This window comes from Rhodanobacter sp. Root561, assembly GCF_001427365.1.
Taxonomy (GTDB): domain Bacteria; phylum Pseudomonadota; class Gammaproteobacteria; order Xanthomonadales; family Rhodanobacteraceae; genus Rhodanobacter.
Window position 1 is genome coordinate 26,470 of sequence record NZ_LMGH01000001.1, and the last position, 24,889, is coordinate 51,358.

Genomic DNA, 24,889 nt, shown 5'->3' on the forward strand with positions numbered 1-24,889 from the left:
TATCGGCGGCCGCTGCCGCGCTTGCCAGCCCCGCCAAAAGAAAAACCCGCCGTGGCGGGTTCAATACCTGCAAATCCCCTGCGGCGCGGGCGTTCTGGGACGCCCTGGCGCGACCCCTTGATTCAGGCGGCGTCCAATTCGACCCGCGTCACCATCATGCCGCGCTCGCGCAGCGCGCTGTTCAAGGACTGTTTCATCCGGGCGCCAAGGTCGCGCCGATCGGCGCCAGCAGCGACGGGCTCGTTGCGCAGCGCTTCCCGGGCGCCGCGGCGAATCAGCTGGTCGACCTGTTCGAACACCGCGTCTGCGCGCTCCGGCTCCAGCACCTGCCAGTACACGGTGCCGCGTACCTCGCCGGCATCCTCCTGCGACGCATCCAGCCGCAGCGTCTGCCCGGCCAGGTTGATCTTGTGGGCCACCCGGTCGAGCAACGGCAACACCAGATGCGTTCCCTGCTGCAGCACCCGCACCAGCTTGCCGCGGCGATACAGGCTGTAGACCTGACCGGCCGGCACATGACGCACGGCGCTGGCGATCAGCGCGGTGGAGACAAGCAGCAAGGTGAGAGCAGCAGTCATCATGGTCTTGAAAAACAGCAGGTTGCCTATCGTTTGTTGAGTAACCGCGATAACTTGAGGATACAGTTGCCTGAGTCCACAATGATTAACCTTCATTTAACGGCGAAACTGAAAATTTAACAAGTAGTCAGACGAGGGCGGCGAATGACTCCGGTCACAGAACCGCCAAGTCACTGGATGTCATGCCTGAATCGTGCCAAATCGAGGGCTGCTGCAGCGCCGCAGCGGGAAACCGGTCAATGCGGGCCAGCATCAGGGGATCTGCCGGCGACGGCGCGCGGCAATCGAGAGCGACTGCCGCAGCGCAGCAGAGGTATCGTTTTACAAGCGCTTTACAATCCGCCATGAAAACGTTTACGTTGGCGCCGCAATGCGGTTCCCTGTTCGCGGATCGGGTCACCAATGCCAGCAGCAACCATCAAAGACGTGGCGCGCGAGGCCGGTGTATCGGTGGCCTCGGTGTCGCGCGCGCTGAACGGCGGTCATGGCGTCACCGCCGAAACCTGCCGGCGCATCGTCGAGGCGGCCCAGCGCCTGCGCTACGTGCCGCACGCCGCCGCCCGCATGCTGATTACCCGGCGCACCAACACGGTAGGCGCCCTGCTGCCCGACCTGTACGGCGAGTTCTTTTCCGAGCTGATCCGCGGCATCGACCTGGCGGCGCGGGCGCGCGGCCTGCACCTGCTGGTCTCCAGCTCGCACGATGACGCGGAAGCGGCGGCGGCCGCCCTGCGCGCGATGCAGGGGCGGGTCGACGGCCTGCTGCTGATGTCGCCCCACGCCGATGCTGACTTCCTGCGGCAGAACCTGCCGCAGAATCTTCCCACCGTGCTGATCAACACCCGGCTGTCCGGCACCGACTACTGCGCCCTGTCGGTGGACAACGACGGCGGTGCGCGGCTGATGGTCGAACACCTGCTGTCGCTGGGTCGCCGGCGCATCGTGTTCATCCAGGGCCCACCGGGCAACCGCGATGCCACCCAGCGCGAGCTCGGCTATCGCGAATCGCTGGCCAGCCATGCACCGGACAGTCCGGTGATGATGCTGCGCGGGGACTTCAGCGAAGAATCCGGGTATCGCGCCGGCCAGCAGGTGCTGGCGATGCGGCCACGGCCGGATGCGGTGTTCGCCGCCAACGACATGATGGCGATCGGCTGCCTGGCGGCCCTGCGCGAGGCGGGCCTGCGCATCCCGCAGGACATCGCCGTGGGCGGCTTCGACGACGTGCCGATGGCGCGCTACGTGACGCCGCCGCTGACCACGATCCAGGTGCACATCGCGGAACTCGGCGGACAGGCGATGGCCCTGCTGGGCGAGCAGCTCGACCACCCGGACGACGTGCGCGCGGGCAGCCGGCGACGGGTCGGCGCCGAGCTGGTGGTGCGGGCGTCCAGCGCCGCACCCTCGGGCTGACACACACCGACATACCGGCGCCGGATCGCGCCGGAAGAAACCGCACCGGGCAGGGGTCGGTGCACTCCAGGCGGGCCGCGGTAACGGTCCGCAGACAACGGCACGGCAACGACGGAAGAGCGTTCCACCACCTTGCAACGATTACGGGAGAGGGTCAGTCATGGTCAATCAACGTACGTTATCCAGGCACATCTCGCTGGCACTCGCCGGCCTGCTGGTCACCGCATTCGCGCTGCCGGGCGCGCACGCCCAGACCAGCACGGCGATCCTGCGCGGACACGTCAGCGCACCGCAGGGCGCGATGCCCACCCAGGTGGTGGCCACCAATACCGCCAACGGTTTCGTCAGCAAGGCGAAGGTCGGTGCGGACGGCAACTACACCCTGGCCGGACTGAGCCCGGGCAGCTACACCATCGTGGCCAGCGGCAACGGCAGCAGCGCCAGCCGCACCGTCACGGTGCAGGTCGGCCAGGCGCTGAACCTCAACCTGGACGCCGGCGCCGCCGCGGCCGGACCCAGCACCAGCAATGCCACCGAGCTGCAGGGCGTCTCGGTGAACGCCACCACCCTGGTCGAGACGCGCACCTCGGAAGTGGCCACCAACATCAGCCAGAAGCAGATCCAGCAACTGCCCCAGAACGAACGCAACTTCCTGGATTTCGCCAAGCTGGTGCCGGGCGTGACCACCTCGCGCGACCCCAACTCGAAAAGCTTTTCGTCGGGCGGTCAGTCGGCCGAGAATGTAAACGTTTTCATCGACGGCGCCAGCCTGAAGAACAACGTGCTCAAGGGCGGCATCGCCGGCCAGGATTCCACCCGCGGCAACCCGTTCTCACAGGAGGCAGTGCAGGAATTCCGCGTACTCACCAACAACTACAAGGCCGAGTACGAACAGGCCGGCACCGCGATCATCACCGCGGTGACCAAGTCGGGCACCAACGAATTCCACGGTTCGCTCTACGACTACTTCCAGAACACGTCGATGATCGCGCAGAACTCGTTCGACAAGAAAAACCACGTCAAGAAGCCCGAGTACAAGCGCGAACAGCGCGGTTTCACCCTGGGCGGACCGATCATCAAGGACGTGGCGCAGTTCTTCATCAACTACGAGGAGCGCAAGGACACCGCCAACAACACGGTGCAGATCAACGACTCGCGCTTCGCCCAGTACAACGGCACGTTCTCGGCGCCGTTCAACGAGAAGACCTTCTTCGGCAAGTTGAGCTGGCAGCCCAACCACGACAACAACGTCGACCTCAGCCTGACCACGCGCCGCGACAGCGAACAGCTCGGCTTCGGTGGCACCACCGCCTACAGCGCGCGCAGCAACCGCAAGAACAACGTCGACGACCTGCTGCTGAAATGGCAGAAGCGCGGCGACAGCTACACCAATGACCTCCTGCTGGATGCGGGCACGGCGAAATGGCACCCCACCTCGGCCGAATCCGGCACGGTGCGGGCCATCTACGATCCCGGCATCGCGGTGATCGGCGCCGGCGGTGACCTGCAGGACAAGGGCCAGAACCAGCGTACCTTCCGCGACGACTTCACCTGGTTCGGCCTGCCCGACCACACGATCAAGGCGGGCATCAAGTACGCCGCGTACGGCATCACGCTGGAGCAGAACAGCGCCACCGTGCCGACCTACTACTTCCAGGAAGGCGCGGATTATCCCGGTGGTTTCAACTCGCCGTACAAGGCGGTGTACGCGCCCAACGGGGCCAGCGCCAACCTGCACACCAACCAGCTCGGCCTGTACGTGCAGGACGACTGGGACATCACCGAACGCCTGCAGTTGAACCTGGGCATCCGCTGGGATTACGAGACCAACGCGCTGAACAAGGACTACGTGACGCCAGCCGAGCAGATTCCCACGCTGGAATACCTGGGCCTGCAGAACTACATCAGCAACGGCCACAACCGCGACGGCTACAAGGGGGCGATCCAGCCCCGGCTGGGCTTCTCGCTGGATGTCAGCAAGGACGGCGACCAGAGCACCACGATCTTCGGCGGCGCCGGCCGCTACTACGACCGCACGCCGTTCGACTGGATCAGCCAGGAGGAATTGCACTCGCTGGTGCCGAACTACACCTTCCTGTTCAGTCCCGGCGGTGTCACCCCTGGCACCATCGCATGGGACCCGAGCTACCTGACGCCGGCCGGCCTCAACGGTCTGCTGGCATCCGGCTCGGCCGGTTTCAGTTCCGAAATCGACGTGGTCAACAACAACACCAAACCGCCGCACACCGACCAGTTCAGCCTGGGCGTGCGCCAGGTGATGGGTGACTGGAACGCTTCGCTGACGCTGGCCCGCGTGCTGGGCTACGACCAGTTCACTTGGGTATGGAACCGCCTGCCACTGCCGGGCTTCACGCTCGACATCATGCCCGGCAGTCCATACGGCGTGGTGCTGCACAACACCGACAAGAAGACCCAGTCCAGCAGCGTGCTGGTCAGCATCGACAAGCCGTACACCGAAGCGTCCGGCTGGGGTGTGGGCCTGGCCTACACCTACCAGCGTGCGCGCCAGCAAGGCGGCGACAACTACTCGCTGGACTATGTCGATCCGGCGGGCTACTTCGCCGACAACGTGGGCGAGAAGCAGCACCTGGTGCTCAATGGCATCGTGCGCGGGCCATGGGATACCCGCCTGACCGGCATCTTCACCTATGGCTCGGGCCTGCCCTGGGACTACTTCGCCAACGTGCCAGGCTGCGACTACAACTGCATCTTCTACAAGAACGGCAAGTACGGCCAGAAGTACCTCAACCTCGACCTGTCGATCGCCAAGGAATTCCGCTGGGGCGAAAGCCAGGCGCTGGAGCTGCGCTTCGACGTGATGAACGTGTTCAACCGCGATGTCGACAACGGCTACATCAACAACCAGTACAACTGGGGCACGCTGAACCCGAACCCGGACTTCGGCCGCGCCACCAGTGCCGACCCGAACCAGACCCGCCGCTTCCAGATCGGCGCCCGCTACACGTTCTGATCCACCCGCGGCAAGGCAGTACCGATTCATCCGTCCGCTTCGTGAGAACGGACGTCTGGACGTCCACCTGAACCTGCGCTCCCCCGCGGGTCCAGGTGGCGTCGCTCACAAAGTACGGCAGACCGATCATGACGTTTCCCCACCGGCCCGCATGGCTTGCCTCCCTCCTGCTCGGCCTGGCCCTGGTGCTGGCAGCTCCCGCCAGCCCGGCCTGGCAGGCCCGACCGGACCCCACTCCCGCCACAACCAGCACGCCCGAAGTACCGGCGCTGGTCAACGACCTCGAACAGCGCACCTTCCAGTTCTTCTGGGACAGCGCAGACCCGGCCAATGGCCTGGTGCCCGACCACTATCCGGGCGAATCGTTCTCCAGCATCGCCGCGGTCGGCTTCGGCCTGACCGCCTACGGCGTGGGCGTGGAGCGCGGCTACATCACCCGTGAACAGGCGGTGGAGCGCACGCTTGCCACGCTGCGCTTCTTCGACACCGCGCCGCAGGGCGACAGCGAGGACGATGACAGCGGCTACCACGGCTTCTTCTATCACTTCCTCGACATGAAGAGCGGCAAGCGCTTCGCCCGCTGGACCGAGGTGTCCACGGTCGACACCTCGCTGCTGCTGGGCGGCGTGCTGTTCGCGCAGTCGTACTACGACCGCGACACGCCGGCCGAGCAGGAAATCCGCACGCTGGCCGACCGCATCTACCGGCGGGTCGACTGGCCCTGGGCACAGGTGCGCGCGCCGCTGATCAGCATGGGCTGGACGCCGGGCGGCAAGTTCATCCCGCACGACTGGGAAGGCTACAACGAGGCGATGCTGGTCTACGTGCTGGCGCTGGGCTCGCCCACGCATCCGGTGGACGCCGACGCCTGGACGGCGTGGACCCGCACCTACGACCGCAGCTGGGGCAGCTTCCACGGCGAGCAACTGCTGAACTTCGGCCCGTTGTTCGGCCACCAGTACAGCCATGTGTGGATCGACTTCCGCGGCATCCGCGATGCCTGGAACCGCCAGCACGACCTCGACTATTTCGAGAACAGCCGCCGCGCGGTGATCGCCCAGAGGAACTACGCGATCGCCAACCCGGGCGGCTGGACCGGCTACGGCCCGAACATGTGGGGGCTCACCGCCAGCAACGGTCCCGGCGGCATCGTCATGGACGGCAAGAGCAAGCGCCAGTTCTACGGCTACACGGCGCGGGGCGCCGGACTGGGCTACCTGGTCGACGACGGCACCCTCGTGCCCACCGCGGTCGCCGGCTCGATCGCGTTCGCGCCCGAGCTGGTGATTCCCGCGCTGGCAGAGATGAAGCGCCGCTACGGCAGCGCGATCTACAACCGGCACGGCTTCGTCGACGCCTTCAACCCCAGCTTCCACGTGCAAACGGAGTTGCGCACGGGCAAAGTGCTGCCGATGGGCTGGGTCGACAGCGAGCAGCTGGGCATCGACCAGGGGCCGATCGTGCTGATGATCGAGAACTGGCGCAGCGACTTCGTCTGGAACGTGATGAAGAAGAACCCGTACATCCGCAAGGGACTTCAGTGCGCCGGCTTCGAAGGCGGCTGGCTGGCCGCGCAGGCGTCGAAAAAATGAGCTGCCGTGCGCGCCCGTGGTGGCACGCATGGCTGGTGGCGATCGCCTGCTGCAGCGCCCTGCTGGGCAGTTGCACGCAAGCGCCGGACAACCACGAACTCACGTTCTGGACGATCGGCCGCGAAGGCGAAGCCATCATCAAGTTGCTGCCCGCGTTCGAGCGCGCCCACCCGGGCATCCGGGTCAGGGTGCAGCAGCTGCCGCTGACCGCCGCGCACCAGAAGCTGCTTACCGCCTTTGCCGGCGATTCCACCCCGGACCTCAGCCAGCTCGGCAACACCTGGCTGCCCGAGCTGGCCGCATTGCACGCGCTGGAGCCCTTGCAGGCGCGGGTCGACCGTTCGCGGGTGATCCAGCCGCGCGACTACTTCGCCAGCATCTGGGCCACCAACGTGATCGACGGCACGCTGTACGGCGTGCCGTGGTACGTCGACACGCGGCTGCTGTTCTATCGCCGCGACCTGTTGCAGGCCGCCGGTTTCGACGCACCGCCGCGCAACTGGGTCGAGTGGCGGCAACAGCTTGCTGCATTGAGCGATCCCGCCCGTCATCGCTACGGCATCCTCTTGCCGACCAACGAGTATGAGCAGCTGATGTCGCTGGCGCTGCAGCAGGACTACGGCCCGCATCCCGGCGACGGGCTGCTGCGCGACGGCGGCCGCTACGGCAATTTCGAAAGCGCGGGCTTCAGGCGGGCGCTGGCCTTCTACGTCGACACCTTCCGGCTGCGCCAGGCGCCAGCGATCACCAATGTCGAAGCGGGCAATCCGTGGACCGAGTTCGGCCGCGGCGTGTATGCGTTCTACCTGTCCGGCCCGTGGAACATCGGCGAATTCCGCGCGCGCCTGCCGGCAGCGCAGCAGGACGACTGGGCCACCGCGCCCCTGCCCAGCCCGACCGGTTCCGGCATCGGCGTGGCCGGCGGTTCCAGCCTGGTGATCTTCCGTCGCTCGCGGCACAAGGACGCGGCGTGGCAGCTGATCGAGTACCTGTCGCAGCCCGTGGTGCAGCGGCAGTTCTACGACCTGCTCGGCGACATGCCGCCCCGGCGCAGCTCGTGGGAGGGCGGCGCCCTGCATGACGATCCCAAGGCGCGCGCGTTCCGCCAGCAGCTGGAACAGGTGCGGCCCGCGCCGGCCGTGCCGGAGTGGGAGCGCATCGCCAACGAGATGCAGCTGGTCGCCGCCGAGGCGATCGCCGGCCGGTTGAGCATCGACCAGGCCGCCGCCGAGATGGATCGCCGCGCCGACGCGATCCTGGCCAAACGGCGCTGGGTGCTCGACCACGCCCATCCTGATCAGATCCGTGGGCACACGCCATGAATCCGCAACGCACGGCCTGGCTGTTCCTCGCCCCGGCGCTGCTGGTGCTGGGCGTGTTCTTCCTGCTGCCGGTGCTGGCCGCGCTGCTGCTCAGCCTCACCGACTACGACCTCTACGCGCTGGCCGACATCCGCAACCTGCGTTTCGTGGCGCTGGGCAATTACTGGGAACTGCTGCAGCGGCCGCTGTTCTGGTCGGCGCTGGGACACACGATGTACTTCGTGGCGGTGGGCGTGCCGTTGTCGCTGGGCGCCTCGCTGGGCGCGGCGATGCTGCTGAACTCGCCACTGGCGCGCTGCAAGCCGTTCTTCCGCACCGCGCTGTTCGCGCCGGTGGTGACCACGGTGGTAGCCACCGCGGTGATCTGGCGCTACCTGTTCAACACCAAATACGGCATGGCGAATCATGTGCTGGGGCTGGTCGGCATCCATCCGGTGGACTGGCTGGGCGATCCGCACTGGGCGATGCCCACGATCATCGCGTTCGCGGTGTGGAAGAACTTCGGCTACAACATGATCATCTTCCTGGCCGGCCTGCAGGCGATCCCGCCGGACCTGTACGAAGCCGCGCGCATCGACGGCGCCTCGCCCTGGCGGCAGTTCCGCCACATCACCCTGCCGATGCTCAAACCCACCATGCTGATGGTGGGCATCCTCACCGTGTCCGGCTACTTCCAGCTGTTCGCCGAACCCTACGTGATGACCGAGGGCGGTCCGCTGCAAAGCACGGTCAGCGTGCTGTACCTGATGTACGACGAAGGCTTCAAGTGGTGGAACCTCGGCTCCGCCTCGGCGGTGGCGTTCCTGCTGTTCCTGATCATGTTCGCGGTGACCGTTCTGATGCTGAAGCTGTCCCGACGCGGAGAGCAGGCATGAATCCGCGGCTGGCCAGGGCGCTGGTCAACGGCTTGCTGATCGGCGTAGCGGCGGTGGCGCTGTTCCCGCTGCTGTGGATGCTGTCGGTGTCGTTCATGGCGCCGGGCGCGGCCAGCGCGCTGCCGCCGCCGCTGCTGCCGCGCCATGCCAGCTGGAACAACTACCGCGAACTGTTCGTGCACGCCGGCATGGGCCGCTACCTGCTCAACAGCCTGCTGGTGGCCGGCACCATCACCGTGCTGTCGCTGGCCTGCAACCTGCTGGCCGGCTACGCCTTCGCCAAGCTGCGCTTCGCCGGGCGCGAGCGGCTGTTCCAGGCCTTGCTGGGCGCACTGGTGATCCCCGCCCAGGTGGCCATGCTGCCGCTGTTCCTGCTGCTGAAGTACATCGGGCTGGTGAACAGCTACGCCGGCGTGGTGGTGCCCGCGCTGGCCACCGTGTTCGGCATCTTCCTGGTGCGCCAGTACGCCCGCGGCATTCCCGACGAACTGCTGGAAGCGGCGCGGATCGACGGCGCCGGCGAGTGGCGGATCTTCGCGCAGATCGTGCTGCCGCTGCTGAAGCCGATCATCGTCACGCTGGCCATCTTCACCTTCCTCGCCGCGTGGAACGACTTCATGTGGCCGCTGATCGTGCTGACCGGGCAGGACCACTACACCTTGCCGATCGGCCTGGCCTCGCTGGCGCGCGAACACTCGCAGGACAGCGAGCTGATGATGGCCGGCTCGGTGGTCACGGTGCTGCCGGTGCTGCTGCTGTTCCTGTCGCTGCAGCGCTACTACCTCGAAGGCCTGCTGCTGGGCAGCGTGAAGGGCTGACGATGCGCCGCTGCCTTCCCGCCCTGCTTGCCCTGCTCGCGATCAACCACTTCGCACATGCCGAAGGGGCGTCACGAACCCTCGACGACTTCACCCAGCCGAACGCCTGGCAAGCCATCGCCACCGATGACATCAGCGCCAAGCTGCGCCCGGCCAGCGGGCCGCACGGCAAGGCGATCTGCCTGGACTTCGACTTCAACGGCGTGTCCGGCGGGCCGAGTCTGCGTCGCACGCTGCCGATCACTTTTCCCGATAACTACGCGCTGTCGTTCGACGTGCGCGGCAACATGCCGCCGAACGACCTGCAACTGAAACTGATCGACGCCAGCGGCGACAACGTGTGGTGGTATCGACAAGAGAACTTCCGGCCGACCGATGCGTGGCAGACGATCACCGCCAGCAGGCGCGACATCGTTTCCGCCTGGGGTCCGGCACAGGGCCGCACGCTGCGCCACACGCAGACGCTGGAATTCACCCTGTATGCGGGGCAGGGCGGTCGCGGCGAATTCTGCGTCGGCAATCTCCGCCTGACGCCGTTGCCGCCCGCGCCCGTCGACGAGCCCGCGCCGGCCAGCCTCACCCCGAATGCCCGGCTGATGCAGCAGGCGCGCAGCGCACCCCGCGGCATCTATCCCCGCGGCTTCACCGGCGAGCAGAGCTACTGGACCCTGGTCGGCGTGGACGGTGGCGCCAAGCAGTCGGCGCTGCTCTCCGAGGACGGCGCGGTGGAGGTGCGCAAGGGCGGCTGGTCGATCGAGCCGATGCTGCTGGACGGCGACACGCTGATCGACTGGGCCACGGTGAAAGCCACGCAAAGCCTGCAGGACGGCTACCTGCCGATCCCCACCGTGCACTGGCAGGCCGACGACCTGCGGCTGGACACCACGGCCTTCGCCAACGGCACGTCGACTCGCTCGAACCTGCTGCTGCAATACCGCCTGCACAACGACGGCGCGCAACCGCGCGTGCTGACGCTGGCCCTGCTGTTGCGACCGTTCCAGGTCAATCCGCCCACCCAGTTCCTCAACACGCCCGGCGGCATCAGCCCGATCCGCGACCTCGAGCGGGATGGCCATGGCGTGCAGGTCAATCGGGCGCTGCGCGTCGTGCCGCTGCAGACGCCCACCGCGTTCGTCGGCAGCCGCCATGGCGAGCTCGCCTTGCCACAGCGGCTGGCCCGCGGCGAGCGGCCGCGCATCACCGCGCTGCACGACGACAGCGGCTACGCCCAAGGCGCGCTGCTGTATCGGCAGACCGTGCCGGCTCACTCGGCCGTGACGGTGGGCCTGGTGGTGCCTTCGGATGCGTCTTCGTTCGCCCCTCCCGCCGACGCCATGCGCTGGCTGCAGCAACAGCGCGACGAGGTGGCGGCCGCATGGCGCGAAAAGCTCGATCGCGTGACCCTGCAATTGCCGGCTGCCCAACAGGCGCTGGTCGACACCGCGCGCAGCGCGCAGGCGCAGATGCTGATCTCGCGCGATGGCCCGGCGCTGCAGCCGGGCACGCGTTCGTATGCGCGCACGTGGATTCGCGACGGCGCGATGATGAGCGAGGCGCTGCTGCGCAGCGGCCACGCCGACGTCGCGGGCGCGTTCGTGCAGTGGTACGCGCCGCACCAGTTCGCCACCGGCAAGGTGCCGTGCTGCGTCGATGCGCGCGGCTCGGACCCGGTGGTGGAGAACGACAGTCCCGGCGAACTGCTGTTCGCGATCGCCGAATGGTGGCGCTACAGCCATGACCTTGCCGGCCTGCAGCGGCTGTGGCCGCACGTGGAACGCACGATGGCCTACATGGATCGGCTGCGCGCCAGTGAGCGCACCTCGGCGCAGCAGGGCAGCTCGCGCTACGGCCTGATGCCGGCCTCGATCAGCCACGAAGGCTACTCGGCCAAGCCGATGCATTCGTACTGGGACGACTTCTGGGCGCTGCGCGGCTACGACGATGCGGTCGAGCTGGCGCGCGCCCTGGGCAGGCACGACGAGGCAATCCGCTACGCCGCCTCGCGCGATGCCTTCCGCGCCGACCTGCAGGCCTCGATCCTGGCGGCGATGCACGAGCACCGCATCGACTTCATTCCCGGCGCGGCCGAGCTGGGCGACTTCGACGCTACCTCCACCACCATCGCGCTGTCGCCCGGCGGCGCCCAGGCATGGTTGCCGCCAGCGCTGTTGCTGCGGACCTTCGAGCGCTACTGGCAGGGTTTCGTCGCGCGGCGCGACGGCAGCCAGCCGTGGCACGACTACACCCCGTACGAGTGGCGCAACGTGGCGGCCTTCGTCCGGCTGGGCTGGCGCCAGCGGGTGCCGGCGCTGCTCGATTTCTTCATGGCCGACCGCCGACCCGCGGGGTGGAACCAGTGGGCCGAAGTGGTGGGTCGCGACGCACGCGAGCCGCGCTTTGTCGGCGACATGCCGCATGCGTGGATCGCCTCGGACTTCCTGCGCTCGCTGTACGACCTGTTTGCGTGGGAGCGCCGCAGCGACCAGGCGCTGGTGCTGGCCGACGGCATGCCGGTGGACTGGCTGCGCGGCGAGGGCATCGGCATCGCGCACCTGCGCACGCCCTGGGGCGAGCTGAGTTATCGCCTGCGCGAACACGACGGGCGGCTGGAGCTGTCGCTGCCGGCCGGCAACGCGATGCCGCCCGGCGGCCTGGTGCTGCGCTGGCCGTACGGCGGCCAGCCCCGCGGCACGGCGCGGCTGAATGGTGCGCCGGTGGCGTGGCGGCACGGCGAGATCGTCGTCCGCTCGCTGCCCGCCACGGTGCAGATCGACCCCGCCCGCTGATCCCGACGGCGAAAACCGCTTGACCGCGACGTCGCCCCTACTGTACTAATGCACACAGTACACAAGGTACAGCCAAGCGGAGATCCTGATGGCCCGAACCCAAGCCCTGCTGATCCAGATCGCCACCGGCGATCCGCGGCCGATCAGCAAGCAGATCGTCGACGGCGTGCGCATGAAGATCGCCACCGGCGAGCTCGCCGTCGGCGCGCAGCTGCCCAGCGTGCGCGGACTGGCGCAGCAGTTGACGATCAACCCGAACACCGTGGCCAAGGCCTACGCCGAACTCACCGGTGACGGCTGGCTGGAGTCGCGCCAGGGCCTGGGCCTGTACGTGGCCACGCCGCGCCAGCGGCTGAGCAATGCCGAACGCGACCGCCGCATGGATGACGCCGTGCAGAACTTCGTGCACGAGGTGGCCGCGCTGGACTATCCGCCCGAGCGCGCGCTGAGCCGGCTGGAACGCGCGCTGCGCGTGCTGGCCCCGAAGAAATCCGCCTGACCCGGAGGCGAGAGACGAGCATGACTGAGCCCACGCCTTCCGAGTACGTGATCGAGACCGCAGCGTTGTGCAAGCGCTACGGCACCAAGCTGGCGCTGGACCAGCTGGACCTGCGCATCGCCAGCGGCCGCATCCACGCCATCGTGGGCGCGAACGGCGCGGGCAAGTCCACGCTGTTCCGCATCCTGCTCGGCTTCCTGCCGCCGAGCTCGGGCCAGGCCCGCATCCTCGGCCGCGACAGCCAGCGGTTGACACCGACCGACCGCGGCCGCATCGGTTTCGTCAACGAGGAACACACGCTGCCCAACTGGATGCGCGTGGCGGCGGTGACCGCGATGCAGCGCCACCACTACCCGCGCTGGGACCAGCGCGCGTTCGACGAGGTGATCGGCCACTACCACGTGCTGCCGGAGCAGAAGGTCGGCCAGTTGTCGCGCGGCGAGCGCGCCGGTTTCAACCTCGCGCTGACCCTGGCGCAACGGCCGGAGCTGCTGGTGCTGGACGAGCCGACCCTGGGGCTGGACGTGGTGGCCAAGCGCGCCTTCCTCGAATCGCTGCTGTATTCGAACGCGGCCGGCCAGTGCACGGTGATCTATTGCTCGCACCAGATGGAAGAGGTCGAACGGGTCGCCGACAACCTGATCATCCTCGAACGCGGCCGGCTGATGAACATGTCGGCGCCCGACGATTTCTGCGCGCGGGTGACCCACTGGGTGGCGGACATCCCGTTCGCCGGCCCGCCGCCGGCCAGCGTGCCCGGACTGCTGCAGGTACAGCGCATCGACGGCCTGCACCACTACCTGGTGCTGGACCAGGACGAGGACTTCGCCAGCTTCCTGCAAGCCAGCGGCGCGCGTTCGGTGCAGAGCATGCCGGTGAGCCTGGACCGTGCGGTCAACGGCTTCCTGGCCAAGAACCACGCCGTACCGGCCGCGGCCTGAGCGCCGCCCTTCTTCGAGGAAACAACATGCGCGATCTTCTCAGGGCCGAACTGCTGCGCTTCCGCAGCTGGGCCATCGCCGGCGCGGTGCTGCATCTGCTGGTGCTGGGTTTCCTGACCCGGGTGGTCGACCTGGCGCAGCAGCCACTGCTGGTTTACCGCGTGTTCGGCGGCGTCTACGCGCTGGTCGGCCTGTTGCTGGGGCTGTTCCAGATGGGCAGCTACCGGCGTCCCAGCACCTGGCTGAACCTGCTGCACCGGCCGTTGCCGAACTGGCGCATCGCCGCGGCGCTGCTGGGTGCGGGCGTCGTGTTGCTGGCGCTGGCCGCGGCGCTGCCGATCCTGCTGATCGCCGTCTACCAGCACGGCATGACCGCACGCGTGTTCGACCTGCGCCACTGGCTGTTCCCGCTGGCCGCGCTGCTGATCGCCGCTTGTGGTTACCTGGCCGGCGCCTACTGCATGCTCGGCGGTCGTCGTCATTCGACCTGCGCGCTGGTGTTCCTGGTGTTGCTGGCGGTGAGCCAGGCCATCGGTCCGCGGATGCTGATCGTGCAGGCGCTGGCCCTGCTGTGGCTGGCGGCGATGGTGCTGGCCGCGTTCAAGCCCGACCTCAGTGCGCCGCCGCGTTCGCTGGCCGCCACCGCAATCACCGCCCTGCCGCTGCAGATGGGCGTCTATCTGCTGGCCCTGCTGCTGGGCTTCGGCGTGGAGATGCTGTGGATCATGCAGGGCACGCATCCGAACAACATGAGTGTGCCGCCACCCGGCGGCCACAACGAAACCGAACGGATGACGTCGCAGCAGCGCATGCTGGCGGGCCTGGCCGTCAGCCGCGCGGCGCAGGCGCCGCTGTGGCGCGAGCAGGTGGCGCTGTCCGAAGTGCATGAGATCGGTTCGCAGCTGGCGGCCACCCCGGTGCGCAACGAACTCACTCACGCCGCGGCGGCGCAGATGGAATTCGACGACGAGGAACTGCGCGTGCGCTGGGTGTTCAGCCACGATCGCATGCGCTTCGAAGGCTACCGCCTCACCGATGGCCGCCATTTCGGCGAGCTTGGCGTGGGCGCCGGCGATGCCGCGTTCCCGGCACCGGCGCAGGCGGCCGGCAGCCTGCCGGCGTTGCCCAGGGGTGATGGCGCGCTGGTCGCCGGCAACACGCTGTATCACTACGTCAGCGCCAGCCATCAGGCGCTGCAGCGCATCCGCCTGCCCGCCGGTGAAATCCTGGCCGGGGTGACGCCGGTGGGCGAAAGCCTGGTGGTATTGAGCGATCGCGCGCTGTACTTCTTCGACGGCCGCGACGCGGCTGCCAGCGACGCCTTGTTGAGCCCGCGCCAGCGGCTGTCGATTCCCGGCCGCAGCGGCGACCTGAGCAACATCGATCTGATCGAGCTGGTGGACGGCTACCTGGTGTCGTTCTCCTTCACCACCTACGCACATGAGCTCACCGGCGTGGCGCCGTACCAGAGCGTGCTGTGGCTGGACGACGCCGGCCACGTCACCGAAGCCGCCCGTCGCGCGATCGGCTACGACTACCCTGCGCTGTACCGCTACAAGGCGTGGTGGCCATCGCCGGCGCTGTACGCGTTGCGCGTGGCGGCGCTGGACCTGTTCGCGGTGCACGATCCGCTGGACGCCACCGCAGCGCCGCCGATTCCCCGCCGCATCCAGCTGTTCGCCGGCGCGCTGATGCTGCTATCGCTGCTGGCGGCGATCTGGCTGTGCCGTCGACGCGCCTTGTCCACGCCGGCGCGGCTGGCCTGGCTGCTGGCTTGCGCTGTGGTCGGACTGCCGGCGCTGGCCAGCCTGTGGCTGCTGTATCCCGCCGGCGAATACGCGCCGTCCCGACGCAAGCCGCTGCCCGCAACCGCCTGACCACGCGCGGCGCAGGCCGCCTCGTCCCCTTGATGATGCGGCCCGTCAGCATGACGGGCCGACAGCCGGAGAAATCCATGTCCACGCTTTCGAAGTGGTTGGCGGCGCCGTGCGCCCTCGTGCTGGCGCTGGCGAGCGGAACGGTGCGCGCCGACGACGCGGCAGACGCTGCCGCCCTGCATCGCGCGGTCGCCATCGAGCAGGCGCGCCCGCCGGCGCCGCGCTTTCCGCGCAGCGCGTTCCTGGTCGATCGGATGATCGACAGCGTGAGCCTGTCGCCCGACGGGCGATCCGTCGCCTGGCTGCGCGTGCAGGGCAGCCAGCGCAGCGTGTGGCTGCAGTCGACCGCGGGTGGCTCCGCACGCCAGCTGCTGTCGCGCACCGAGGCGCGCCAGCTGTACTGGTCGCGCGACAGCCGGTGGCTGCTGCTGGAATCGCCGCGCCAGCTGTTTGCGCTGGCGGCGGCCGGCCAGGGCGGCTCCGGCATCGTCACCGCGCTGGGTGGCGGCGAACGGCGCGAAGTGCGTGCCGTCGATCCGCTGCAGGGCGCCGCGGTCATCGTCAGCGAGCAGGTGCCGGCCACGTCGCCGGCATCGGCCGGGAGGTGGCGCCTGTTGCGCGTGGACATCCACGGCAAGCGCAGCGTGCTGCACGAAGACGCCGAAGAACTGGCCGGGTTCGCGTTCGATCCGCAGGGTCGGCTGGCCTTCCTCGAACGGGTCGAACACGAGGACCTGGTGATTCATCGCGTCGACGCGAACGGTGGCCTGCACGAGGTGCTGCGCTGCGTGCAGTTGCAGCGCTGCAGCCTGTTGCCGGTGACCGCGCCGGACGGCGAGCTGCTGCTGCGCACGGATCGCGGCGGCAGTCTGCTCGACCTGGCACGGCTGGATGCGCAAGGCAAGCTGCATATCATGCTCACCGATCCGGCGGGCAAAGCCGACCTCGATGCGCTGCTGCTCGATCCCGTCGACGGCCAGCCGCTGATCGCCAGCTGGCACAGCAGCACGTCGGCGCAGCGCGGGCTGGATGCGCAGACGCAGCAGGCGGTCGAAGCCATCACCCGCCACTTCCCGCAACGCGATCTGGACATCCAGGTCGGTCGCGGCGCGCAGGCCGCCTGGCTGGTCGGCGAACGCGGGCCCACGCTGCAGGCCGGGCGCTGGCATCTCTACGAGCCGTGGTCGGGTCGATTCAGGCCGTTCCTCGACGACGCGCTGGCGCAGCAGCGCAGCGGCAAGCCGCTGCAACCGCTGCCCGAGTCGGCGCTGGCACGCAAGATTCCGTTTACCTGGAAAGCCTCCGACGGCATGCGCCTGCATGGCTTCCTGCTGCTGCCGCCGGGTGCCGATCCGGCCACGCTGCCACTGGTGGTGACGCCACATGGCGGTCCGTGGAACCACGATCGCCCGGACTACGGCAGCTTTGGGCAGTTCCTGGTCAACCGCGGCTACGCGGTGTTCCAGCCGCAGTTTCGCGGCTCCACCGGTTACGGCCGCGACTACGTGCTCGCCGCGCGCGGCGACTTCGGCAACGGCCGGGTGCAGCAGGACATCGTGGAAGGCACGCGCTATCTGCTGGCGCAGGGCATCGGCGATGCGCAGCGGGTCGGCATCGCCGGCGCCTCGTTCGGCGGCTACGCGACCCTGCTCGGGGTGACCTTCCAGCCGGAGTTGTTCAAGGTGGGCGTGGCGATCGTGCCGCCGGCGGATTTCGGCTGGGATCTGCGCTGGGTTTCGCGCAGCCACGAGGCGCTGAACCTGTCGCGCTACATCCCGTTCATCGCCTGGCTGCGCCTGCTGTCGCTGGACCTGGACGATGCCACCACCATGGCGCGGCTGCACGCGCAGTCGCCGCTGGCCAACGCGGCAAGGATGCAGCGTCCGTTGTTGTTGATCGCCGGTGGCGCGGATCACCGGGTGGCGATCCGTGGCGTCATCGCGTACGCCGCGCAGCTGAAGCTGCTGGAGCGGGAGGTCAGCCTGCTGGTCGATGACCAGGCCGGCCACACCAACGAGGATCCGCTGGCCAAGGAGGCGATGTTCTACCTCACCGAACGACTGCTGCAGCGTCACCTGGGCGGCGCCGCAGCTGCGCCGCCGGACGCGGCGATGCGCGAGTACCTGAAGAAAAATTTGCGACTCAGTGGAAAGGATCTGCGCGGCGAGTGAATCGCGCCGACGGCCCGGTGCTTCCCTGCACGCAAGCCACGCAGGGCGGGCACTGTCCGGCGGTTCTGCTTTTTGTTGCGACTCGGCGAGAAGCGGCGGGCAGTGCCCGACTCTTTCGACAGAAGCGCGCTTCGCCCAGGCAACGCTGGACGCGTGGACCCTCACCCCAACCCTCTCTCCCGCAAGGGGACTTCCTGCGGTCGCCGGGGGAGAGGGAGCAACGCGCAAGAAGCGCGTTACTTGATCAAAAGCGGCCGGCACGGAAGTCGGCGATTGCCTCGTGGATCTGCTCGGGCGTGTTCATCACGAACGGCCCGTAGCGCGCCACGCTTTCGTTCAGCGGCCTGCCGGCGACCACCAGCAGGCGCGAGGGCTGGTCGCCACCGGCCAACTGCAAATGCTCGCCTTCGGACAGCACGCCCAGTTCGCTGCGCTGCAGTGATTCGCCGCCGACCAGGGCCGATTCGCCCTCGAACACGTAGGCGAAGCCGTGATGGCCGGCGGGCAGATCCAGCGTGAACTGCGCACCGGGCTGCAGGCTGATGTCCAGGTACACCGGCGCGGTGACGATGCCTTCGACCGGGCCGGTGGCGCCGGCCAGCTCACCGGCGATCAGCTTCACCTCGACGCCGTCGGCCGGATGCACCACCGGGATCCGTTCCGGGCCGATGTCCTGGTAGCGCGGCGCGGTCATCTTGTCTTTCGCCGGCAGGTTCACCCACAGCTGGAAACCCCACATCAGGCCGTTTTCCTGCTGCGGCATTTCCGAATGCAGGATGCCGCGGCCGGCGGTCATCCACTGCACGCTGCCGGGCACCAGATTGCCCCTGTTGCCGTGGTTGTCGCCGTGCTGCATGTGGCCGGCCAGCATGTAGGTGACGGTCTCGAAGCCGCGATGCGGATGCTCGGGAAAGCCCGCGATGTAGTCGCCGGCCTGGTCGGAACGGAACTCGTCCAGCAGCAGGAACGGGTCGAGCATGTCCAGCCCGGGCTGGCCGATCACGCGCTTCAGCTTCACGCCCGCGCCGTCGGAGGTGTCCATGCCGCGGATGCGGCGGGTGATGTGGCGATCGCTCATGGCTTGCTCCGGTAAAGGGAAGGACTGGCCGCCAAGATGGCCCCGTTCGAGCGTCTGTCCAAGCGCCGCCGCGGGAACGGATCGTTCCGGCAGGGGCAACGCCGGGTCAGTCGAGCCAGCGGAATGCCCGGGCCAGCTCGGCCTCCGCGTTGTCCAGGTAGCAGCGACCGTGGGCGAGGATCACCCGCTGCGGCTGCCAGGCCAGCATCCGCGTCAGGCAGGCGCGCGCTTCGTTCTTGTGCCCGAGATAGGTCAGGCGCATGTCCAGCGGCGCCTTGCCGTCGGGATCGGTCACGCCGCCCAGTCGCGCCATCCAGCGCATCGCCGTGGGCAGCTTCCCAGCTTCGAAGTTCTCGATCAGGTCAGTCAGGATCAGCGTGGCGCTGGCGCGATGCAGGAACACGATTTCCTGCAGCACGCGACTACCACGGAAGCGCAGCTGGTCGATCGTGGCGGCCCAGTCCGCCGGCGGCGCGTCATCGAGATCCGCGTCGAACGCGACCTCGATGTACTGGCTGGCGGCGCGCTGGCGCACGCCTGGCGAGGCCCACGCCGTCGCCTGCGGATAGCGCCGTTTCCAGGCTGCGATGTGCGCGTAATGCAGCAGGTTCGGCGAAACCAGGTGACGCACCGGGCCGAGTGCGTCGATCGCGGCGAACAAGGCTTCGTCAGGCGCGATCGGCGAGTGGCACCACAAACTGCCATCGGCCAGCCGCACCACCGTCATGCGGGTGGGAAACGGCACGCGCATGCCGAGTGCGGCCATCTGCACCAGCGGGCCATCGGCGATCCAGACCCCGGACGCGACCGGCTTGAGCGTGTTGAGCGGGGTGTACAGGCCGACTTCGGACATGGCAGCTTCCGTTTCGCAGTAACGCGCCAGCAGCCTCCCGCAGGACCCTGTTCAGTGCACCCAGTGGCCGCTGCGCTGGCGCGGCGGGGTGGCTTCTTCCTGCTTGCCCGGGCGTTGCTGCAGCACCATCGTCTCCACTTCGGCCTCGGTGGCGGGCTTGGCCTGCCAGTACTGGTTGACCGCGCCAAGCACGGTCGGCACCTGGGACAGGCATTCGTCATACTCTTCTTCGCTGAGCTTCTCGAATTCGGTGTCGGCGCTGAGGATGCCTTCGTCGACGGCCAGCGCCATCACCGGGCCCAGCAGTTCCATCAGTTGCGGGTCTTCGGCCAGGCGGTTTTCCCACAGCGCAGCGCGCAGGTCGATGCCGCGGCTGAAGCCCTCGCACCAGCCCGCGGCCGACAGCATCGGGCCGCCTTCCATCTCCACCTCGCCCAGGATCGGCTCGTAGGCATCGACGTCGAGTTCGGCGCTGATCGAATCATTGAGCTTGGCCAGCAGGGCCAGCACGCGATTGCCTTCGTCCTCGTCGGTGAACGGCTCGTGCAGCACTTCATGCAGCCATTCGTCGGGCAGCACCAGCAGCGGGCCCACCGCCAGTGCGCTGAGCAGGCCGTGGACGCCATCCAGCAGCAGGTCGCCTTCGCCGGTGTGCGCGCGCAGGTAGCGGTCCAGTTCTTCCAGTTCGTTGTCGTCCAGCGAGCTGGGCCATTCGGCTTTCGTCATGTCGTTCATATATCCAGTTCCAGCGTCACCGGCGTGTGATCGGAAGGGCGCTCCCAGCGTCGCGGTTCGCGGTCGATCGCTGCCGCCGTGGCAGCGGATTTCAACGCCTCGCCGATCAGGATCAGATCGATGCGCAGGCCCATGTTGCGGCGGAATGCCGCCTGCCGATAGTCCCACCAGCTGAAGTGCCCGGACTCGGGCTGGAACAGGCGGAAGCTGTCGTGCAGGCCGAGGTCGGTGATCGCCTTCAGCGCGGCGCGTTCCGGCGGCGAGCAGAGGATGTCCTCGCCCCAGGCCACCGGATCGTAGACGTCGCGATCGTCCGGGCAGATGTTGAAATCGCCCAGCACCACCAGGTTCGGATACCGCTCGTGTTCGCGGGCCAGGAACTCGCGTACCCGGGCCATCCAGTCCAGCTTGTAGGCGTATTTTTCGTCGCCGACCGCCTTGCCGTTGACCACGTACAGGTCGACCACCCGCAGGCCGCCGACGGTCGCCGCCAGGATGCGCCGCTGCGGATCATCCAGGCCGGGAATATCGGTGACGATGTCGGCGGGTTCCTCGCGGGCCAGGATCGCCACCCCGTTGTAGGTCTTCTGGCCGGAATACACCGCCCGGTAGCCGGCGGCGGCCAGCTCGTCGACCGGAAACTTCGCGTCTTCCAGCTTGGTTTCCTGCAGCGCCACCACGTCCGGCTGCGCGTCGGCCAGCCACTGGGTCAGGTGCGGCAGGCGCACTTTCAGCGAATTGACGTTCCACGAGGCGATTTTCATCGGGTCATTGTAAGGGGAAGCGCCGGCACGAGGCAGCGCGGGCGAGCGCCACGGCGCGCCACGACGCGGTTTCGGGGAAAAAGGGGCGGTTTCGATGAACGGGAACGCGGGTTCGGGGATGTTTGCCTGAAAAACCCACCAAACCGCCGAAATACGGTGTATGCTGGTCGAGCAAGAGTACCGCGTAAAGGCGACCCCTTGCTTCTATTGCGGTTCGGCGCACGTCGCCAGGGCCGCAAATCATCCATGCTTCAAAGGTAATGTTACATGTCGGATCGTCAGAGCGGTACAGTCAAGTGGTTCAACGACGCCAAGGGTTTTGGCTTCATCACCCCGGAAAGCGGTGACGACCTGTTCGTGCATTTCCGCGCGATCCAGGGCACGGGCTTCAAGTCCCTGCAGGAAGGCCAGCGCGTCACGTTCGTCGTCACCAAGGGCCAGAAAGGCCTGCAGGCTGAGGAAGTCCAGGTTGCCTGATTCCCCCGGGAATTGAGCGATCTTGAAGAAACCCGCTTCGGCGGGTTTTTTCTTGCCCGGCGTTTGACCTTGCCCGGACAACGCCGCGGCGGTGGCCGCGGCGTTGCGTCGATCAGGCCAGCCCGTGGCTGCGCAGCAGCGCCTCGGGTTCCGGCTTGCGGCCACGGAAGGCGATGAAGCTTTCCAGCGCCGGCCGGCTGGCGCCCACAGACAGGAACTCGGCGCGGAAGCGTTCGCCGGTGGCGCGATCGATGACGCCATGTTCCTCGAACTCGCCGAACGCATCGGCGCTGAGCAGTTCGGCCCACAGATAGCTGTAGTAACCGGCGGCGTAACCGCCGGCGAAGATGTGGCTGAAGCCGTGCGGAAAACGCTGCCAGGCCGGCGGATGCAACACGGCCACCTGCTTGCGGACCTGCTCCAGCACCGCCAGCGTGCGCGCGCCCTGCGTAGGCTCGTACTCCAGGTGCAGCAGGAAATCGAACAGCGCGAATTCCAGCTGGCGCACCAGGAACAGGCCGGCGTGGAAGTGGCGCGCGGCCAGCATGCGGTCGAACAAGGCGTCCGGCAGGCGTTCGCCGGTCTCGTAATGCTTCGCGAACAGGTCCAGCGCCTCGCGGTTCCAGCCGAAGTTCTCCATGAACTGACTGGGCAGCTCCACCGCGTCCCATTCGACGCCATCGATGCCGCCGATCGAGGGCAGCGCGATCCCGGTCAGCAGGTGGTGCAGGCCATGGCCGAATTCGTGGAACAGGGTCAGCACGTCGTCGTGGGTGAGCAGGGCCGGCTTACCCTCGGTCGGCGGCGCGAAATTGCAGGTGAGGAAAGCCACCGGCCGCTGCTTCCGGTCGCCGTCGTCGAAGCGGGCGCGGCAGACGTCCATCCACGCGCCGCCGCGCTTGCCGTTGCGCGCGTACAGGTCGACATAGGCGCCGGCGAACACCTGGCCGTCGGCATCACGCACGTCGTAATAGCGCACGTCCGGATGCCACACATCGACGCCATCGCGCGCGGCGAGGGTGATGCCGTAGAGCCTTTCGGTGAGGCCGAACAGTCCGTCGATCACCGCCGGCAAGGGGAAGTACGGCTTCAGTTGTTCCTCGTCCAGTGCGTACTCGCGCTGGCGCAGCTTCTCCGACGCATAGCCGACGTCCCACGGTTCGAGGTTGTCGAGCTGCAATTCCTCGCGGGCGAAGGCGCGCAAGGTGGCCAGTTCCTGTTGCGCCACCGGCTTGGCCCGGGCGGCCAGGTCGTGCAGGAATTCCAGCACCTCGGCCGGCGAGCCGGCCATCTTGGTCGCCAGCGACTCCTCGGCGGCGTTGGCGAAGCCCAGCAGCCCGGCCGCCTCGTGGCGCAGCGCCATGATCTGCTCGATGCGCGCGCTGTTGTCGAACTTGCCCGCGTTCGGGCCCTGGTCCGAGGCGCGCGTCTGGTACGCCCAGTACACCCGTTCGCGCAGGCCGCGGTTGTCGGCGTAGGTCAGCACCGCCTGCACGCTGGGCTGCTTCAGGGTGACCAGGTAGCCATCCAGCTGCTGGTCTTCGGCGTACTGGCGCAGCACTGCGCGACCGGAGTCGGGGATCCCGGCGAGATCACGCTCGTCGGTGACGTGTTCGTGCCACGCCTCGCTGGCATCGAGCACGGCGTTGGAAAATTCGGTCGAAAGCTTGCTGAGCTCGACGCCGATCTCGCGGAAGCGCGAGCGCGCCGGCTCTTCGAGCGCCACGCCGGACAGGCGGAAGTCCCGCAAGGCGTGCTCGACCAGCGCACGCTCCGGCCGTGGCAGCGACGGAAAGTCCGCGGCATCGGCCAGCGCCTGCACCGCGGCGTACAGTTCGCGGTTCTGGCCCAGTTCGATCGCGTGATCGGTGAGCTTTTCCTCGGCCGGCGCGTAGACCTCGCGCAGCGCCTCGCTGTCGGCGACGGAATGCAGATGGGACACCGGCGCCCAGGCGCGCGCCAGGCGTTGTTCCAGCCTTTCCTGGGTCAGCATCACCGTGGCGAAGTCGCGCGGCGCCGCGGGCGCCAGCAAGGCGTCGATGCCGGCGCGGTAGTCGGCCAGAAGGGACTCGACGGCCGGCAGCACGTGTTCGGGACGGATCTGCGAGAACGCCGGCAGGGTGTCGTCAGCCAGCAGGGGGTTGTCGTGACTCATGAACGCTCCTTTGCGATGCGCCAGCGTGGCGACCGGGACGGGCGAAATCAAGCGCGGCGACGTGACGACGCGGCCCCCGCCGCTAGAATGCCCGGATGAACTCCTTGCGCAGCTTCCAGGGCGTCACGCCCACCCTCGGCCAACGCGTCTACGTCGACCCGGCCGCCAGCGTGATCGGTGACGTGGTGCTCGGCGACGACGTCTCGATCTGGCCCGGCACGGTGCTGCGCGGCGACGTCCACCACATCCGCGTCGGCGCAAGGACCAGCATCCAGGACGGCAGCGTGGTGCACGTGGCCCACGCCGGTCCGTACGGTCCGGGCTTTCCCTGCCTGATCGGCGCGGGCGTCACCATCGGCCACGCCGCCGTGGTGCACGCCTGCACCATCGGCGACTACTGCATGATCGGCATGCACGCCACCGTGATGGACGGCGCGGTCGTCCACAAATACGGCTTCGTCGGCGCCGGCAGCCTGGTGGCGCCGGGCAAGGTGGTCGGCGAGCGCGAACTGTGGCTGGGCAATCCGGCGCGGTTCGTGCGCCTGCTCAGCGACCGGCAGATCGAGCAGCTGCATTATTCGGCCGACCACTACGTGCGGCTGAAGGACCGCTACCTGGCCGGAGCCGAATGAGCGCACGGCGCGTGCTGTTCCTGTGCAGCCGCAACCGGCTGCGCAGTCCCACCGCCGAACAGGTGTTCGGCGCGTGGCCGGAACTCGAGGTGGATTCGGCTGGCCTCGCCGACGATGCCGAAACGCTGCTCAGCGCCGAACAGCTGGACTGGGCCGAACTCATCGTGGTGATGGAGGCGACCCATCGGCGGCGCCTGCAGGCGCGTCATCGCAGCCGGCTGCGCGGCAAGAAGGTGATCTGCCTCGACATCCCCGACCACTACGCGTTCATGCAGCCGGAGCTGGTCGCCTTGCTGCTGCGGAAGGCAGGACCGTTGCTGCGTTGACACCC

20 protein-coding genes are annotated in these 24,889 nt (G+C 67.9%); 14 read left to right on the forward strand and 6 right to left on the reverse strand.

The genetic code is table 11. The features are described 5' to 3' along the window. Positions 1–122 precede the first annotated feature (122 nt). Positions 123–578: an SPFH domain-containing protein gene (locus ASD55_RS00120; protein WP_056714074.1), complete on the reverse strand. Its 456-nt coding sequence runs from the start codon at positions 576–578 to the stop codon at positions 123–125. Positions 579–980: 402 nt separating this feature from the next. Here ASD55_RS00120 and ASD55_RS00125 point away from each other — a divergent pair, with 402 nt between their 5' ends. From ASD55_RS00125 to ASD55_RS00175, 11 genes are all read left to right on the forward strand, one after another. Further along, the gene (locus tag ASD55_RS00125; RefSeq protein ID WP_056762774.1) at positions 981–1,991 is read left to right on the forward strand and encodes a LacI family DNA-binding transcriptional regulator; all 1,011 of its coding nucleotides are present in this window, start codon (positions 981–983) and stop codon (positions 1,989–1,991) included. 160 nt (positions 1,992–2,151) lie between these two features. Beyond that, positions 2,152–4,983 (forward strand): TonB-dependent receptor, encoded by a 2,832-nt coding sequence (locus tag ASD55_RS00130; RefSeq protein WP_056762777.1) that lies wholly within the window; start codon positions 2,152–2,154, stop codon positions 4,981–4,983. 128 nt (positions 4,984–5,111) lie between these two features. Then, positions 5,112–6,575, forward strand: coding sequence for a glucoamylase family protein (locus ASD55_RS00135; protein WP_056762779.1), 1,464 nt, complete (start codon positions 5,112–5,114; stop codon positions 6,573–6,575). After that, entirely contained in the window at positions 6,572–7,897 is a 1,326-nt protein-coding gene (locus tag ASD55_RS00140; protein ID WP_056762781.1) for a sugar ABC transporter substrate-binding protein, read from the forward strand. The genes ASD55_RS00135 and ASD55_RS00140 overlap by 4 nt, the downstream gene beginning before the upstream one ends. Next, entirely contained in the window at positions 7,894–8,772 is an 879-nt protein-coding gene (locus ASD55_RS00145) for a sugar ABC transporter permease (protein ID WP_056762786.1), read from the forward strand. The genes ASD55_RS00140 and ASD55_RS00145 overlap by 4 nt, the downstream gene beginning before the upstream one ends. Then, a complete protein-coding gene (locus ASD55_RS00150; RefSeq protein ID WP_056762788.1) occupies positions 8,769–9,590 on the forward strand; it encodes a carbohydrate ABC transporter permease in 822 nt (273 codons plus the stop codon). The genes ASD55_RS00145 and ASD55_RS00150 overlap by 4 nt, the downstream gene beginning before the upstream one ends. A 2-nt stretch (positions 9,591–9,592) precedes the next feature. Further along, on the forward strand, positions 9,593–12,376 hold the full coding sequence (locus ASD55_RS00155; RefSeq protein ID WP_056762789.1) for a hypothetical protein: 2,784 nt from the start codon (positions 9,593–9,595) through the stop codon (positions 12,374–12,376). An 88-nt stretch (positions 12,377–12,464) separates the two neighbouring features. Continuing rightward, positions 12,465–12,875 (forward strand): GntR family transcriptional regulator, encoded by a 411-nt coding sequence (locus ASD55_RS00160; protein WP_056714051.1) that lies wholly within the window; start codon positions 12,465–12,467, stop codon positions 12,873–12,875. 20 nt (positions 12,876–12,895) lie between these two features. Beyond that, a complete protein-coding gene (locus tag ASD55_RS00165; RefSeq protein WP_056762791.1) occupies positions 12,896–13,816 on the forward strand; it encodes an ABC transporter ATP-binding protein in 921 nt (306 codons plus the stop codon). A 26-nt stretch (positions 13,817–13,842) separates the two neighbouring features. After that, positions 13,843–15,693, forward strand: coding sequence for a hypothetical protein (locus ASD55_RS00170; protein ID WP_056762792.1), 1,851 nt, complete (start codon positions 13,843–13,845; stop codon positions 15,691–15,693). A 77-nt stretch (positions 15,694–15,770) separates the two neighbouring features. Continuing rightward, positions 15,771–17,864, forward strand: a complete 2,094-nt coding sequence (locus ASD55_RS00175) for a prolyl oligopeptidase family serine peptidase (RefSeq protein WP_056762794.1) — start codon at positions 15,771–15,773, stop codon at positions 17,862–17,864. A gap of 244 nt (positions 17,865–18,108) precedes the next feature. On the opposite strand, the gene ASD55_RS00180 is transcribed toward ASD55_RS00175, so the two are convergent. The 4 genes from ASD55_RS00180 to xth form a co-directional block, all read right to left on the reverse strand. Further along, the gene (locus tag ASD55_RS00180; protein WP_056762797.1) at positions 18,109–18,942 is read right to left on the reverse strand and encodes a pirin family protein; all 834 of its coding nucleotides are present in this window, start codon (positions 18,940–18,942) and stop codon (positions 18,109–18,111) included. A gap of 106 nt (positions 18,943–19,048) precedes the next feature. Further along, positions 19,049–19,795 (reverse strand): DUF4336 domain-containing protein, encoded by a 747-nt coding sequence (locus ASD55_RS00185; protein ID WP_056762798.1) that lies wholly within the window; start codon positions 19,793–19,795, stop codon positions 19,049–19,051. Between the two features lie 51 nt (positions 19,796–19,846). Then, the gene (locus tag ASD55_RS00190) at positions 19,847–20,521 is read right to left on the reverse strand and encodes a YecA family protein (RefSeq protein WP_082542649.1); all 675 of its coding nucleotides are present in this window, start codon (positions 20,519–20,521) and stop codon (positions 19,847–19,849) included. 5 nt (positions 20,522–20,526) lie between these two features. Further along, entirely contained in the window at positions 20,527–21,294 is a 768-nt protein-coding gene (xth, locus tag ASD55_RS00195) for an exodeoxyribonuclease III (protein WP_056762803.1), read from the reverse strand. A gap of 267 nt (positions 21,295–21,561) precedes the next feature. On the opposite strand from xth, the gene ASD55_RS00200 reads away from it, so the two are divergent. Further along, entirely contained in the window at positions 21,562–21,771 is a 210-nt protein-coding gene (locus ASD55_RS00200; RefSeq protein WP_007809889.1) for a cold-shock protein, read from the forward strand. A gap of 112 nt (positions 21,772–21,883) precedes the next feature. Here the strand turns inward: ASD55_RS00200 and ASD55_RS00205 are convergent, their stop codons facing one another. Beyond that, complete coding sequence (locus ASD55_RS00205) at positions 21,884–23,926, reverse strand: M3 family metallopeptidase (RefSeq protein ID WP_056762805.1); 2,043 nt, start codon at positions 23,924–23,926, stop codon at positions 21,884–21,886. Between the two features lie 95 nt (positions 23,927–24,021). On the opposite strand from ASD55_RS00205, the gene ASD55_RS00210 reads away from it, so the two are divergent. After that, positions 24,022–24,558 (forward strand): gamma carbonic anhydrase family protein, encoded by a 537-nt coding sequence (locus ASD55_RS00210; RefSeq protein WP_056762807.1) that lies wholly within the window; start codon positions 24,022–24,024, stop codon positions 24,556–24,558. After that, the gene (locus ASD55_RS00215; RefSeq protein ID WP_056762809.1) at positions 24,555–24,884 is read left to right on the forward strand and encodes a low molecular weight protein tyrosine phosphatase family protein; all 330 of its coding nucleotides are present in this window, start codon (positions 24,555–24,557) and stop codon (positions 24,882–24,884) included. The genes ASD55_RS00210 and ASD55_RS00215 overlap by 4 nt, the downstream gene beginning before the upstream one ends. Positions 24,885–24,889: the final 5 nt, after the last annotated feature.